Source organism: Amycolatopsis palatopharyngis (assembly GCF_003385185.1).
In the GTDB taxonomy this organism is placed as follows: Bacteria; Actinomycetota; Actinomycetes; order Mycobacteriales; family Pseudonocardiaceae; genus Amycolatopsis; species Amycolatopsis palatopharyngis.
Genome location: NZ_PQHZ01000008.1, coordinates 1 through 13,801 on the forward strand (window position 1 = coordinate 1; position 13,801 = coordinate 13,801).

Annotated in this window: 11 protein-coding genes and 1 pseudogene; 7 read left to right on the forward strand and 5 right to left on the reverse strand. The window is 68.4% G+C overall.

The window, feature by feature from the left end:
- Positions 1–264: 264 nt before the first annotated feature.
- Together D0C15_RS08125 and D0C15_RS08130 are read right to left on the reverse strand one after the other, a co-directional pair.
- On the reverse strand, positions 265–1,677 hold the full coding sequence (locus D0C15_RS08125) for an amidase (protein WP_116042399.1): 1,413 nt from the start codon (positions 1,675–1,677) through the stop codon (positions 265–267).
- Positions 1,678–1,685: 8 nt separating this feature from the next.
- Entirely contained in the window at positions 1,686–2,612 is a 927-nt protein-coding gene (locus D0C15_RS08130; RefSeq protein ID WP_116042746.1) for a D-2-hydroxyacid dehydrogenase, read from the reverse strand.
- Between the two features lie 150 nt (positions 2,613–2,762).
- On the opposite strand from D0C15_RS08130, the gene D0C15_RS08135 reads away from it, so the two are divergent.
- The 3 genes from D0C15_RS08135 (at position 2,763) to D0C15_RS08145 (ending at position 4,994) form a co-directional block, all read left to right on the forward strand.
- Entirely contained in the window at positions 2,763–3,512 is a 750-nt protein-coding gene (locus D0C15_RS08135) for a maleate cis-trans isomerase family protein (protein ID WP_116042401.1), read from the forward strand.
- 62 nt (positions 3,513–3,574) lie between these two features.
- A complete protein-coding gene (locus D0C15_RS08140; protein ID WP_116042403.1) occupies positions 3,575–4,318 on the forward strand; it encodes a maleate cis-trans isomerase family protein in 744 nt (247 codons plus the stop codon).
- A 1-nt stretch (position 4,319) separates the two neighbouring features.
- The gene (locus D0C15_RS08145) at positions 4,320–4,994 is read left to right on the forward strand and encodes a GntR family transcriptional regulator (protein WP_116042406.1); all 675 of its coding nucleotides are present in this window, start codon (positions 4,320–4,322) and stop codon (positions 4,992–4,994) included.
- A gap of 67 nt (positions 4,995–5,061) precedes the next feature.
- On the opposite strand, the gene D0C15_RS08150 is transcribed toward D0C15_RS08145, so the two are convergent.
- Both D0C15_RS08150 and D0C15_RS08155 read right to left on the reverse strand, forming a co-directional pair.
- Entirely contained in the window at positions 5,062–6,129 is a 1,068-nt protein-coding gene (locus D0C15_RS08150) for a tartrate dehydrogenase (RefSeq protein WP_116042408.1), read from the reverse strand.
- On the reverse strand, positions 6,126–7,589 hold the full coding sequence (locus tag D0C15_RS08155; protein WP_116042410.1) for an NAD-dependent succinate-semialdehyde dehydrogenase: 1,464 nt from the start codon (positions 7,587–7,589) through the stop codon (positions 6,126–6,128). Before D0C15_RS08155 ends, D0C15_RS08150 begins: the two co-directional genes overlap by 4 nt.
- A 98-nt stretch (positions 7,590–7,687) precedes the next feature.
- Here D0C15_RS08155 and D0C15_RS08160 point away from each other — a divergent pair, with 98 nt between their 5' ends.
- Positions 7,688–8,944: an aspartate aminotransferase family protein gene (locus tag D0C15_RS08160; RefSeq protein WP_116042413.1), complete on the forward strand. Its 1,257-nt coding sequence runs from the start codon at positions 7,688–7,690 to the stop codon at positions 8,942–8,944.
- 12 nt (positions 8,945–8,956) lie between these two features.
- Positions 8,957–9,457, forward strand: a complete 501-nt coding sequence (locus D0C15_RS08165) for a DUF3830 family protein (RefSeq protein ID WP_116042415.1) — start codon at positions 8,957–8,959, stop codon at positions 9,455–9,457.
- A 442-nt stretch (positions 9,458–9,899) separates the two neighbouring features.
- On the opposite strand, the pseudogene D0C15_RS35885 reads toward D0C15_RS08165, so the two are convergent.
- Positions 9,900–10,407 (reverse strand): annotated as a pseudogene (locus D0C15_RS35885) (aldo/keto reductase).
- 304 nt (positions 10,408–10,711) lie between these two features.
- Here D0C15_RS35885 and D0C15_RS08175 point away from each other — a divergent pair.
- Positions 10,712–12,097, forward strand: a complete 1,386-nt coding sequence (locus tag D0C15_RS08175) for an FAD-binding oxidoreductase (protein ID WP_116042418.1) — start codon at positions 10,712–10,714, stop codon at positions 12,095–12,097.
- Positions 12,098–12,120: 23 nt separating this feature from the next.
- Positions 12,121–13,674 carry an acetolactate synthase large subunit gene (locus tag D0C15_RS08180; protein ID WP_162829957.1) on the forward strand — a complete coding sequence of 518 codons (1,554 nt, stop codon included), beginning with the start codon at positions 12,121–12,123 and terminating at the stop codon, positions 13,672–13,674.
- Positions 13,675–13,801: the final 127 nt, after the last annotated feature.

Consider the following 13,801-nt stretch of genomic DNA (forward strand, 5'->3'; position numbering starts at 1 on the left):
CGGCACCGACAACCCCCGCCGGACACCCTCCCAAAACAACACCCGCACACACCGAGCCCGCCCAGGCCGCTTCCCACCCATCACAACTCCTCATCACAAGGCGTTGCAACCACCCACTGACCCCAAGAGATCGACATCACCGCTAACCGCTACCAACCCCGGCCGCTGAGGACGTGGCTTGGTAGCGGAAAACGCAGCAATGATCTTGCTTGGTGGTACTTGCAGACACTCCATGCTTTGGGGTGAGCTGCGTCGGCGGGGTGATCAGTGCTTGATGCCGGCGGGGTGGGTGGTCGGCCAGGGGCGGATCTCCTCGACCAGCTTGGCCACGGCCAGCACCAGGTCGTCCGAGTGCCTCGGGCCGACGATCTGCAGACCAACCGGCAGCCCGCTCGCCGTGAACCCGGCGGGCACGCTGATCGCGGGCTGCTGGGTCAGGTTGAACGGGTAGCTGAACCGCGCCCACTGCGGCCAGCTTTCGAAGTCGCTGCCCGGTGGCACGTCGTGGCCTGCCGCAAACGGCTGCACCGGTACGGTCGGCGTGATCAGCACGTCGTATCGCGTGTGGAACTCGCCCATGTGAATCCCGAGCGCCGCTCGCTGCGCGCTGGCCTCGAGGTAGTCGGCGGCCGAGTAGGTCACCCCCTGCTCCCAGACCTTGCGCAGACCCGGGTCGACCAGCTCCGCCGATCCCTCGGGGAAGGTGTTCAGCCACTTCGCCGCACCGGTGGACCAGAGCACGTCGAACGCGTCCAGCGGGTCACCGAAACCGGGATCGGTCTCCTCGATCTGCAGCCCGGAATCGCTCAGGGCGGCGACGACGGACAGCACGATCCGGGCGATCTCGGGGTCGACGTCGACATAACCGAGATTGTCGGAGTACGCCACGTTCAGCCCGCGCGGATCACGGCGTACCGCCTCGCGATACACGCTCATCGGCGGCGGAAGGGCGTTCGGGTCGCGGTGGTCGGGCGCCGCGAGCACGTCCAGCATCAGCGCGACGTCGTCCACCGAACGAGCCATCGGACCCGCGTGCGCCAAGGGGCCGAACGGGCTCGCCGGGTACAACGGGATCCGTCCGCCGGTCGGCTTGAACCCGACGATTCCGCAGAACGAAGCGGGGATCCGCACCGAGCCACCACCGTCGGTTCCGACCGAGAGCTCACCCATTCCCGCGGCGACGGCAGCCGCACTGCCGCCACTGGATCCACCCGGCGTGCACGAGGTGTCCCACGGATTGCGCGTGACACCCACCAGTGGACTGTCGGTCACGGCCTTCCAGCCCAGTTCGGGGGTCGTGGTCTTACCCAGCAGCACCAGCCCGTTCTCCCGCATCCGTGCGGTCACCGGGCTGTCGACGTCCCATGGCTGATCCGGGTCGATGCACCGGGAGCCGCGCATCGTGGGCCAGCCCTGGGTGAGGAACATGTCCTTGATCGAGCTCGGGACGCCGTCGAGCCAGCCGATCGGGTTGCCCTCGCGCCAGCGCTCCTCGGATCCCTTCGCCTGATCGAGCGCCACTTCACGGTCGACCAGTGAATAGGCCTTCAGCTCGCCGTCCCGCTCGGCGATGGTGTCCAACGCGGCCTGCGTGGCCTCGACGGGCGATACCTCGCCCGAGGAGTAGGCCGCGACGAGCTCGCTCGCCGTCAGCAGGGTGGTGGTGTTGGCCGGCATGGTTCTCCTCAGCGCTCTTGCGGGGGCGACGGCACGTAGCCCAGCGATTTGTCGACGACGTTGCGGAGCGGAAGGCCCGCGGTCCATCGCCGGAAGTTGTCCGCGAACACCTCTACCAGGGTGTTCCGCCAACCGATGAAGTCCCCCGACATGTGCGGCGACAACAACACGTCCGGCATGCTCCAGAGTGGACTGTCAGTGGGCAGCGGTTCGGTGTCGAAGACGTCGAGCGCGGCGCCCGCGATCTGCCCGGAGCGCAACGCCTCGATCAGGTCGCCGGTCAGCACCAGCTCTCCCCTGCCGACGTTGACGAACCGCGCCGTGGACTTCATCGCCGCGAAGGCATCGGCGTTGAAGATGCCCTTCGTCTGCTCGGTCAGCGGCGCGACGGCCACCACGTAGTCGGCGGAGGGAAGGTGCTCGGTCAGGTTGTCCGAGGCGTACACGGTGCCGAAGTCCGGGTCGTCCTCGCGCGCCCTGCGCCCGATGCCGGCGACACTCATTCCCGCCGCACGCAGCATCCGCGCGATCGCTCGCCCTATCGGACCGGTGCCCAGCACCAGCGCCGTGGTTCCGGCGATCCGCTCGGTCTCCCTGTGCTGCCAGCGCGACTGGTCCTGCAACCGCAGCGAACCGGCGAAGTCCTTCGCGAAAGCCAGGATCACCCCGAGCACGTACTCGGCGATCGGGTCGTCGAACACGCCACGCGAGTTGGTCAGCTCCACATCGCTGTCCCGCAACTCGGGGAAGAGGACCGGATCGACACCGGCACTCGCGATGTGCAGCCAGCGCAGTTTGTCCGCCGAATGCCACGCGCCCGGCACCGCCGGAGAGAGGAAGTCGTAGACGAAGAGTGCGTCAGCTCCGCGTAACGCGTCGGCCAGGCCGTCGGCGCGGGTGTAACGAACTTCTGCCGATTTCTCGATGCTGTCCATGTCCGGGGGGTGTTGATCGCCACACAACACCGCCAGCACCGGGGACTCCGTGCCGCTCACGTTGACACGGTATGAGTCAGTCGTATGATTGTCAACAATCCGAGGGCCACCCCGGAGGCACTCCTTCAGAGATCGGCCGGAGGCTGAGCCTTGGATTTCACCGCGCTGGACTTCCCCGCGTTCGAGGGGCCATTGGCCCAACGTGGGATCGGCGTCATCGCCCCATTCGACCTGGCGCTGGAACGAGAACTCTGGCGCTGGGTGCCGATGGAGGTCTCCCTCCACCTCGCTCGCACGCCGTACGAGCCGGTGCCGGTGAGCATGGAGATGGCACACCTGGTCAGCAACAGCCAGCACCTGGCGGCGGCCACCCGCGACGTACTGCACGTGGAGCCGGAGGTGGTCGCATACCTCTGCACCTCGGGCAGTTTCGTCAACGGCATCGACTACGAGCGCTCCCTGTGCAAGGCCATCTGTGACGCGGGAGCACCGGACGCCGTCACGACCTCCGGCGCCCTCGCCGAAGTGCTGCAACAGCTCAACCTGAGCCGGATCTCGGTGCTCACGCCGTATGATGCCGACCTCACCGGCGCACTGCACGACTTCCTCACCGAATTGGGTGTACGCACGGTCTCCAGCGACCACCTCGGCCTCGGCGGGGGCATCTGGAAGGTCAGCTACCGAACCATCGCGGAGCGCATCATCGCGGCCAATCACGAGGACGCCGAAGCCATCTTCGTCAGCTGCACGAACCTGCCGACCTACGACCTGATCGAGCCCCTGGAACAGGCACTGGGCAAGCCGGTGCTGACCGCGAACCAACTGACGATGTGGGCCTGCCTGAAGCGGATGCAGCTCCCGATCGTGGGGCCCGGCGAGTGGCTGCGCGAGGTCTCCTGATCCGGCTACTTGACGGCGCCTAGTAGGATTGTCAACAATCTGCCGAAGGAGGGTCACACGCGATGACGACCGTGGGGTTCATCTATCCCGATCACGCGGCGGAGGACGACTACCCGCTCGCCGAGAACCTGCTCGGCGCCGACGTCCGGCTCGCCGTCGAGCACATCTACGGCACGGACCTGCACGCGGTCGCCGAACTGCTCGACCTCGGCAGCCCGCAGCGGCTCGCCGAGGGCGCCGAACTACTCGCGCCACATCGTCCGGACGCCATCGTGTGGGCCTGCACCAGCGGCAGTTTTGTCTACGGGCCGGAAGGTGCCGCGGAACAGGTCGAGAAGCTGTCGAAGGCCGCGGGCGGCATCCCGGCGTCCAGCACCTCTTTCGCGTTCGTTCGCGCCGCCGCCGCACTCGGCCTGCGCCGGGTCGCCGTGGCTGCCAGCTATCCCGATGATGTCGCGCGCCTGTTCGTCGACTTCCTCGCCGCGGGTGGGGTCGAGGTCGTGTCGATGTCCAGCGCGGACATCGACACCGCGGCTGAGGTCGGCAGGCTCACGCCGCAGGCCGTGCTCGACCTGGCGCGCAAGCACGATCATCCCGACGCCGACGCGGTGCTGATTCCGGACACCGCGATGCGCACCCTCGCCCTCCTGGGCGATATCGAGGAGCACTTGGGCAAGCCGGTACTCACGGCCAACCAGGTGACGGTGTGGGAAGGACTTCGCCTGGCCGGGGCCGGGCGGGTCGTGGAGTCCCTCGGGGCGTTGTTCCGCACGCTGTCGGCGCCGGTTCCCTCGAGAGGGCGCTGACATGCCGCTGGCCGACATCGAACCGGTGAGCCGAGAGTCCACCGCTGCGATCATCGCGCGGCAGTTGCGGGACGCGATCATGAACGGCTCGCTGCCGCCCGGTACCCAACTCGGCGAGACCGAACTGGCCGCCCGGTTCCAGGTGTCGAGAGGCCCGCTGCGGGAGGCGATGCAGCGACTGGTCTCCGAGGGGCTGCTGCGTAGCGAGCGCCATCGCGGTCTTTTCGTCATCGACCTCGAGCCCAGCGACGTCTACGACATCTACGTAGCTCGATCGGCGATCGAGCGCGCCGCGGCGATTCTCATCCTGCGCGGGGACCGGGAAGCGGCGGCGGCCGTGCTGGACGAGTCGGTCAGGGACATGGCCACGGCGGCCGACGACGACGATCCCACCGCGTTGTCAGAGGCCGACCTGCGCTTTCACGAGGCACTGATCAGCGCCTCCGGCAGCCGCAGGCTGGTCCGTATGGCCCGCACTCTGCTGATCGAGACGCGGATGTGCCTTTCGCTGCTCCAGCAGACCTATCAGCGCGTCGAAGAGCGGGTCAACGAGCACAACCGCATCATCGAGGCGATCCGCGAGGGCGATCAGGACACGGTCCTCGCCCTGCTGGAAGCGCATATGGAGGACGCTGTGCAGCGCCTCGTTCCCGGCACCAGCCTGCACGCGAGCTGAGCCGTCCCGCCCGCCCACACGGCCCGAGCCCGAACTCGGGCCGCGTGAACCCGGCCTGACTGATCCTTCAGACCGCGGCGGTGACAGCGGCGCCGAGGTCTGCCGTGGTGGACTCGCCACCCAGATCGGGTGTCGCCACCGCGCCCTCGGCCAGAACCTTCTCCACCGCACCACGGACGGCCTGTGCGGCATCGGCCTCGCCGAGGTGCTCCAGCATCATCGCGCCGGCCAGCATCTGCGCCACCGGATTCGCGATGCCCTTGCCTGCGATGTCCGGCGCACTTCCGTGCACCGCCTCGAACATCGACGGGTACTCCCCCGGTGGGTTGATGTTGCCCGATGGCGCCATGCCGAGACCACCGGTCACCGCCGCCGCGAGATCACTGAGGATGTCACCGAACAGGTTCGATGCCACCACGACGTCGAGCCGGTCTGGCTGCTGGACCATGCGCGCGGCCAGGGCGTCCACATGCATCTGTTCACTCTGGACATCCGGGTACTCGGCCGCGATCTCGGCGTAGATCTCGTCCCAGAACGGCATCGAGTGGATGAGCCCGTTCGACTTCGTCGCCGAACACACCCGCCCGCTCCGCGTCCGCGCGAGGTCGAACGCGTAGCGGATGATGCGCTCCACCCCGACCCTGGTGAACACCGACTCCTGCAGCACGAACTCGCCGGAGTGGCCCTTGTTGTGCCGCCCGCCCATCTCCGAGTACTCACCCTCGGAGTTCTCCCGGACGATCACCATCTCCAGCTCGTCGGCGGAGCGGCCGGCGAGCGCGCTGGTGGTCCCGGGTAGCAGTCGAACAGGCCGTAGGTTCACGTACTGCGCGAACGCCCGGCGCACCGGGATCAGCAGGCCCCACAACGACACGTGGTCGGGCACTCCGGGGAATCCGACCGCACCGAGGAAGATCCCGTCGAAATCGGCGAGCTGCTCGATCCCGTCCTCCGGCATCATCCGGCCGGTCTCGGTGTAGCGCTCGCAGCTCCAGTCGAACTCCGTCCACCGCAGACCAAAACCATGCAGCTCGGCCGCTCGGTCGAGGACCGAGCGGGCCTCGACCGTCACATCGACGCCGATCCCGTCGCCGGGAATGCTCGCGATGCGGTAACTCCGGCCCGCTTCGGTCACAGGCTCACCGCGATGTACTTGGTCTCCAGGAACTCGTCGATCCCCACCGTGCCGCCCTCACGGCCGAGGCCGGACTGCTTGATCCCACCGAACGGTGCGGCCGGATTGGACACGATGCCCTGGTTCAGGCCGATCATCCCGGCCTCCAGCCGCTCGGACACCCGCAGCGCCCGCTTGACGTCGTTGGTGAAGAGGTAGGACACCAGTCCGTACTCGGTGTCGTTCGCGGCGGCGACCGCCTCGTCCTCCGTATCGAACACCGAGATCGGTGCCACCGGGCCGAAGATCTCCTCGGTGGTCAGCTTCGCTTCCTTGGGCACATCGGTGAGCACCGTCGCCCGGTAGAAGTTCCCCGGACCGTCCACAGCGGACCCACCGGTCAGCACCTGCGCCCCGCGGTCGGCAGCGTCGGAGACCAGGCTGCTGACCTTCTCCACCGCCGCCTCGTCGATCAGCGGGCCCACCACGACGCCTTCCTCGGTGCCCCGGCCCATCGGCAATGCCGACATGCGTTCGGTCAGCCGCCGGGAGAACTCCTCGACGATCCCGCGCTGCACGTAGAACCGGTTGGCCGCCGTGCACGCCTCACCGATGTTGCGCATCTTGGCCTGCATCGCACCCTCGATCGCGGCGTCGAGATCCGCGTCGTCGAAGACCAGGAACGGGGCGTTACCGCCGAGCTCCATGGAGGTGCGCAACACCTTCTCCGCACACTGCTCGAGTAGCTTGCGGCCCACGGCGGTGGAGCCGGTGAAGGACAGCTTGCGGGCGCGACCGTCCCGGATCAGGGGCTCCATCACGCCACCGGAGTCACTGGTGGTGAGGACGTTCACCACCCCTGCGGGCAGCCCGGCCTCGGCCAGGATCCCGGCCAGCGCGAGCATCGAAAGCGGCGTCTGCGCGGCGGGCTTGATCACCGAGGTACATCCCGCGGCGATCGCCGGGCCGAGCTTGCGCGTGCCCATGGCCATCGGGAAGTTCCACGGAGTGATGAGCAGGGTCGGGCCCACCGGCTGGCGGTGCACCAGGAACCTGCCGTTGCCGTTGGGCGCCACGGCGTACCCGCCGTCGATACGCACGGCTTCCTCGGCGAACCAGCGGAAGAACTCCGCCGCGTAGGTGATCTCACCCTTGGCCTCGGGCAGCGGCTTGCCCATTTCCAGGGTCATCAGCAGCGCGAGTTCGTCGGCACGGGCGATCAGCAGCTCGTAGGCCCTGCGCAGGATCTCGCCGCGTTCACGGGGTGCCATGGCGGCGAAGTCAGCCTGAGCGGCCACCGCGGAGTCCAGTGCGGCCTTGCCGTCCTCCGGCGACGCGTCGGCCACCTCGCACAACACCTTGCCCGTCGACGGGTCGTGCACCGGGAAGCTCCTGCCGCCCGCGGCGGACGTCCACTTGCCCCCGATGAACAGGTCCTTGCCGACCGCGTCGACGACGCCGGCCTCGCTGATGTCGCTCATCCTGCTCCTCGCTTGATTGCGCCTGGTCCAGAGACCATGCTATGCATATTGTCAACAATCGACAACACCCCTCGCAACCCTTAAGGAGCAACGCTGCCATGGCTCAGCTCTCCCCACTGCTCAAGCAGGCCACCCCGGTCGTCGTCGACCACGGCGAGGGCGTCTACCTGTACGACACCAACGGGCGACGTAACCTTGACTTCACCGCGGGGATCGGCGTCACCAGCACGGGCCACTGCCACCCGAAGGTGGTCTCGGCGGCACAGGAGCAGATCGGCAAGCTGATCCACGGTCAGTACACGACGGTGATGCACAAGCCGCTACTCGAGCTCACCGAGAGCCTCGGCGACGTACTCCCGGAAGGCTTGGACTCGCTGTTCTTCGCCAACTCCGGCAGCGAGGCGGTGGAGGCCGCCCTGCGGCTGGCCCGCCAGGCAACCGGCAGGCCGAACGTGATCGTCTTCCACGGCGGCTTCCACGGCCGCACCGTGGCGACCGCGTCGATGACCACCTCCGGCACGCGATTCGGCGCGGGCATCTCGCCGCTGATGGCCGGCGTGCACGTCGCGCCGTTCCCGAACGCGTTCCGCTACGGCTGGGACGAGGCCACGGCGACGAAGTTCGCTTTGCAGGAGCTGGACTACCTGTTCGCCACGATGAGCGCGCCGAACGAGACAGCCGCCTTCGTGATCGAGCCGGTGCTGGGTGAGGGCGGCTACGTCCCGGGCAACACCGAGTTCTTCGCCGGACTGCGGGAGCGCGCCGACCGCCACGGCATCCTGCTCGTGATCGACGAGGTACAGACCGGCTTCGGCCGTACCGGCAAGTTCTGGGGCCACGACCACTTCGACGTCCGGCCGGACGTCATCGTCATCGCGAAGGGCCTGGCCAGCGGCTTCCCGCTGTCGGGTATCGCGGCGTCGACCGAGTTGATGGCCAAGGCATGGCCAGGGTCGCAGGGCGGCACCTACGGCGGAAATGCCGTCTCCTGCGCGGCCGCGAAGGCCACGCTCGAGGTCATCCAGGAGGAGGGGCTGGTCGAGAACGCCGCCGCACGGGGCAGGCAGCTGCTCGACGGCGCCAAACTGGTCGCCGACAAGACCCCGCAGATCGGCGACGTGCGCGGGCTCGGCCTGCTGGTCGGCTCGGAGTTCACCACTCCCGACGGCGGGCCGGACAACGCCACCGCGCAGGCAGTGCAGAAGGCCGCGGCGGAGCGGGGTCTGCTGCTGCTCACCTGCGGCGCGCACATGAACGTCGTGCGGATGATTCCGCCACTGGTGGTGACCGCGGAACAGATCGACGAGGCACTGGCGATCTGGGCCGACGCGGTCGCCGCCGCCACCAAGAGCTGAAAGGTCTACTCCGTGGCCCGCTACATCACCATCACGCTGGACAAGCGCGGCGTCTCCTGCCGCGCCCGGCTGCTCGACGACCAGGCACCGCGTACCTGCAAGGCGGTCTGGGACGCGCTGCCGCAGAGCGGTTCGGCCTATCACGCCAAGTACGCCCGCAACGAGGTCTACACGCTCGTGCCGCCGTTCGCGGAGCCGAAGCCCGGCAGAGAGAACCCGACGGTGACCCCCATTCCGGGTGACGTCGTGTACTTCGGCTTCGAGGCCTGGGAGATCGGCAACCCCGCCTACGGCTACGACTCGGACAGCGAGGCGCACAGCGACCAGGGCGCCACCGACCTGGCGATCTTCTACGGGCGCAACAACCTGCTGATCAACGGCGACGCGGGCTGGGTGCCCGGCAACGTGTTCGCCACGATCACCGAGGGCCTGGACGAGATGGCCGCGGCGGCGCAGGACCTGTGGCTGCGCGGGGTCGAAGGCGAGACGCTGAGCTTCGCCAGGGCCGAATAGAGCCATACCCGTCAGGGCCACCTCGCGTGCGTTCGTCCGCACCGTGGTGGCCCTGACGCCCCTTACAGGGAAGGCAAACCGCCACCTGTTCGAGTGAAAGCTCGACGGAATTTCAAGATCACCACTCGTGGCAGGAAGATCCCCCAGCCGGGTAACCGAAGCGCCCTCGCCGCGTCACGCCAGGATGCTTTGACACCTGCCCGGAACGGTGAAAATCTCCTTCTCGCTTTCGAAAGCAGTGCGCGCACGTCTCTGTTAATTCGAATCCGTTAAGGAGCCCCTCAATGCAGTTCTTTGCCGCGCATGCCCACCACGCCGACGACATCGTCACCAGCGTGCTGGCATCACTGGCACACGTCCTCGGATGGCTGATCTGAGCTAGCCGGAACTGAGGCGTGGGGCCGGGATCGTTGGCGCGGACCGGCCCCACGCCACCCTCGAATCAGTACGCCGAACTCAACGCGCGGAACTGCTCCTCGGACAATTCCACCGACGCAGCCGCGCAATTCTCCGCAAGGTGTTCCATCGAGCCCGTTCCGGGAATCGGCACAATGACCGGCGAACGGTGCAACAACCACGCGAGCGATACCTGCGCGGGCGCGGCGCCGAGTTCGGCGGCCACCTTGCCCAGCGCACCTCGTGACCCCAGGTGCTGCCCGGCGGCGATCGGCAGCCAGGGCACCGCTCAGGTTGTAGCGGTTCTGGACGCTCGCGATGTCGACGATTCCGCGTGCGGCCTCGATCTGCCCGATCGTGACCTCGGACAGTCCGATCCGGTTGATCTTGCCCTCGGCACACAGTCGCGCGAGCGCTCCGAACTGGTCCTCCAGTGGGACGAGCGGGTCGATCCGGTGCAGCTGGAACAACTCGATCCGTTCGATCCGCAGCCTCCGCTGCGACAGCTCCGCCTGCTGCCGCAGGTACTCGGGCCCGCCGAGCGGCCCCCGCACCCCCGGCCTGCTCTGCCCGGCCTGCCACCGCCTGTTCGTGCTCGCCGGGCGGCTTGCGGTCGTGGCCGGTCAGGCGCATCGCGCCAAAACCAAGACGGTGCACGGACAGGCTGTCGCCGAAGGAAAAGGTCGGTGAAACACTCATGCCGGTAGCGTCACCCCAGCAGTGACGGGCGGCGAGAGATTTAGCTCCCACTAAATCCACAGAACGTGAATGATCTTCATGGCGGAGCGGTGGACCCGCCTACTAGGCTTCGCGTCAACAGTGCAGTGAGGCGCGGGAACGAGAGGGCGGTGCATCGCCATGAGCAAGGTCGACTCCCGGGATGTGGCGGTGCGGCTGGCGGAGATCGTCGGCCAGGGAAACGTGCTCACGGGTACCGACGTCCCCGAGGACTACGCCCACGACGAGGCCCTCACCGGCGAACCGCAGCTTCCCCGCTACCTCGCCCGCCCCAGCACCGCAGAGGAGGTGTCCGCGCTTCTCGTCGCCGCGGGCGAGCTGGGTGTTCCGGTGACAGCACGCGGCTCCGGCAGCGGCCTCTCCGGCTCGGCCCGTCCGCAGCCGGACGCACTGGTGATCTCCTTCGAGCGGATGAACGCGGTGCTGGAGATCGACACCGTCAACCACGTGGCCGTGGTGCAGCCGGGCGTGACACTGTCCGAACTGGACGATCGGACAGCGGAGGCGGGGCTCAGCTACACCGTCTATCCCGGGGAGCTCAGCGCGAGCGTCGGCGGCACCGTGGGGAGCAACGCGGGCGGCATGCGGGCGATCAAGTACGGCGTCACCCGGCACAACGTGCTCGGGCTGCAGGCGGTACTCGGCACCGGCGAGATAATCCGGACCGGCGGCAGGACGACGAAGGTCTCCTCCGGTTACGACCTCACCCAGCTGATCATCGGCTCCGAGGGCACGCTCGCACTGGCCACCGAGGTCATCGTCAAGCTCCAGCCCCGCCTGGCCCACCGCGCCACCGTGCTCGCCCCGTTCACCGACCTGGACCAGGTACTCGCCGCGGTCCCGGAGATCATCTCCAGTGGGCTCGCCCCGCACATCCTGGAGTACATCGACGCCTTCACCATGGCCGCGATCACCTACTCGGCCGAGTTGACCCTCGGCGTACCCGACGACGTACGCGAGGCGTCGCAGGCCTATCTCGTGGTCGGGATGGAGAACCGCGATGCCGAGCGGCTGCAGAACGACGTCGAGACTCTCGGCGAGCTGCTCACCGGCATCGGCGCCGCGGACGTCTACGTCCTGGAGGGCGCCAGCGCGCACAAGCTGATCGAGGCACGGGAGAAGGCCTTCTGGACCGCGAAGGCGGCAGGTGCCGACGACGTGATCGACGTGGTGGTACCCCGCTCGGCGATGGCCGCCTTCCTCGCCAGGGCCAGGGAGCTGGCCGCCGAGTCCGAGTCCGGCGTCGTCGGTTGCGGACATGCCGGCGACGGAAATGTGCACCTGGCGGTCTTCCAGAAGGATCCGCAGCGTCGCGGCGCCCTGCTGCACGACATCTTCGCCGTTGGCATGGACCTCGGCGGCGCGATCTCCGGGGAACACGGAATCGGCAGGGCGAAGAAGGAGTACTTCCTGGAGCTGGAGGATCCGGCGAAGCTGGACCTGCTGCGCCGGATCAAGCAGACGTTCGACCCGGCCGGGATCCTCAACCCCGGCGTCCTTCTCTGAGGCGACAGCAGAAAGTGAGCAGCATGAACGGCGCGCAGTCCCTGATCCGCACCCTCGTCGACGCCGGCGTGGACGTCTGCTTCGGCAATCCCGGCACTTCGGAGATGCATTTCGTCGCCGCGCTGGACACAGTGCCCGAGATGCGCGGCGTCCTCGGCCTGTTCGAGGGCGCGGTGACCGGCGCTGCGGACGGCTATGCGCGGATCGCCGACAAGCCCGCCGCCACTCTGCTGCACCTCGGCCCCGGGCTGGCCAACGGCCTGGCCAACCTGCACAACGCGCGCCGGGCGAACACGCCGGTGGTCAACGTGATCGGCGATCACGCGACCTACCACAAGCAGTACGACGCCCCGCTGGAATCGGACATCGAGGCGCTCACGGGCACGCTCAACGGCTGGGCTCGACGGTCGGCCTCCACCGCCGACGTGGGCGCCGATGCCGCGGCCGCGGTCGCCGCGGCGATGGATGCGCCGGGCCGCGTCGCGTCCCTGATCCTGCCCGCTGATGTGTCCTGGGGCGAGGGGGGCCAGGCGTGTGAGCCGGTACCGCCGCGCGCCGCGCCCTCGGTGGGCGAGAACGCGGTCAAGTCGGTCGCCGAGGTGCTGCGCACGGGCGAGCCGGCTGTGCTGCTGATCGGCGGACGGGCCTGCCGGGAGACCGGGCTGCGGGCCGCCGCGCGAATCGGTGCCGCCACGGGAGCCAAGGTTCTGGTGGAGACCTTCCCCGCCCGGATCGAGCGGGGAGCGGGTCTGCCGATGGTGGAGCGCCTCGGTTACCTGGCCGAGCAGGTCGCGTACCAACTCGACGGCGTCAAGCACGTGATCGTGGCCGGGGCCCGCCCGCCGGTGTCGTTCTTCGCCTACCCGGGCAAGGCCAGTGACCTGCTGCCCGAGGGCGCGCAGGTGCACACGCTGGCCGGAGTGGACCAGGACATGGTGGGCGCGCTGGACGATCTGGCGGATCTGCTGGCGCCAAGCACGGAGCCTGTGGTGCAGGAGGCTGCGCGGCCCGCGCTGCCCACGGGTGATCTGACACCGCAGAACTGGGTCGACGTCATCGGCGCGCTGCTGCCGGAGGGCGCGATCATCTCGGACGAGGCGAACACGTCGGGGCTGCTGCTGCCCGCCGCGACGGCGGGAGCGCCCCGGCACGACGTACTCACGCTGACCGGTGGGGCGATCGGCCAGGGCATTCCGGTGGCGACGGGGGCAGCGATCGCCGCCCCCGATCGTCCGGTGATCAACCTGGAGTCCGACGGTAGTGCGCTCTACACGATGTCGGCCTTGTGGACGCAGGCGCGGGAGAACCTGAACGTCACGACGGTCCTGCTGAACAACCGGGCCTACGCCATCCTGCGGATGGAGTTGCAGCGGGTCGGCGCGGAGGGCTCCGGCCCCAAGGCCGCCGAGCTGCTCGATCTGTCCACACCGGACATGGACTTCGTCAAGATCGCCGAAGGCCTTGGCGTGCCCGCCACCCGCGCCACCACGGCCGAGGAACTGGCCGACCAGTTCCGCACCGCACTGGCGGAGCCCGGCCCCCACCTCATCGACGCCATAATCCCACCCCTCCTCTAACCCGACTTTGCAGTTCCAGCGCCCGAGTTGGCAGTTCCGGGGGCCGAGTTTGCAGATCCGGGGCCCGAGTTTGCAGTTGGGCCAGTCAGGGAGCGGCGGGGCGACGACCTGCCCTCATGGCTGGCTG

Bases quoted from the DNA above. Each gene is read 5' to 3' on its own strand.
- D0C15_RS08125 (WP_116042399.1), bottom strand. From the start codon at position 1,677: ATGCCGGCCAACACCACCACCCTGCTGACGGCGAGCGAGCTCGTCGCG.
- D0C15_RS08145 (WP_116042406.1), top strand. From the start codon at position 4,320: ATGCCGCTGGCCGACATCGAACCGGTGAGCCGAGAGTCCACCGCTGCG.
- D0C15_RS08180 (WP_162829957.1), top strand. From the start codon at position 12,121: ATGAACGGCGCGCAGTCCCTGATCCGCACCCTCGTCGACGCCGGCGTG.
- D0C15_RS08155 (WP_116042410.1), bottom strand. From the start codon at position 7,589: ATGAGCGACATCAGCGAGGCCGGCGTCGTCGACGCGGTCGGCAAGGAC.
- D0C15_RS08160 (WP_116042413.1), top strand. From the start codon at position 7,688: ATGGCTCAGCTCTCCCCACTGCTCAAGCAGGCCACCCCGGTCGTCGTC.
- D0C15_RS08175 (WP_116042418.1), top strand. From the start codon at position 10,712: ATGAGCAAGGTCGACTCCCGGGATGTGGCGGTGCGGCTGGCGGAGATC.
- D0C15_RS08130 (WP_116042746.1), bottom strand. From the start codon at position 2,612: ATGGACAGCATCGAGAAATCGGCAGAAGTTCGTTACACCCGCGCCGAC.
- D0C15_RS08140 (WP_116042403.1), top strand. From the start codon at position 3,575: ATGACGACCGTGGGGTTCATCTATCCCGATCACGCGGCGGAGGACGAC.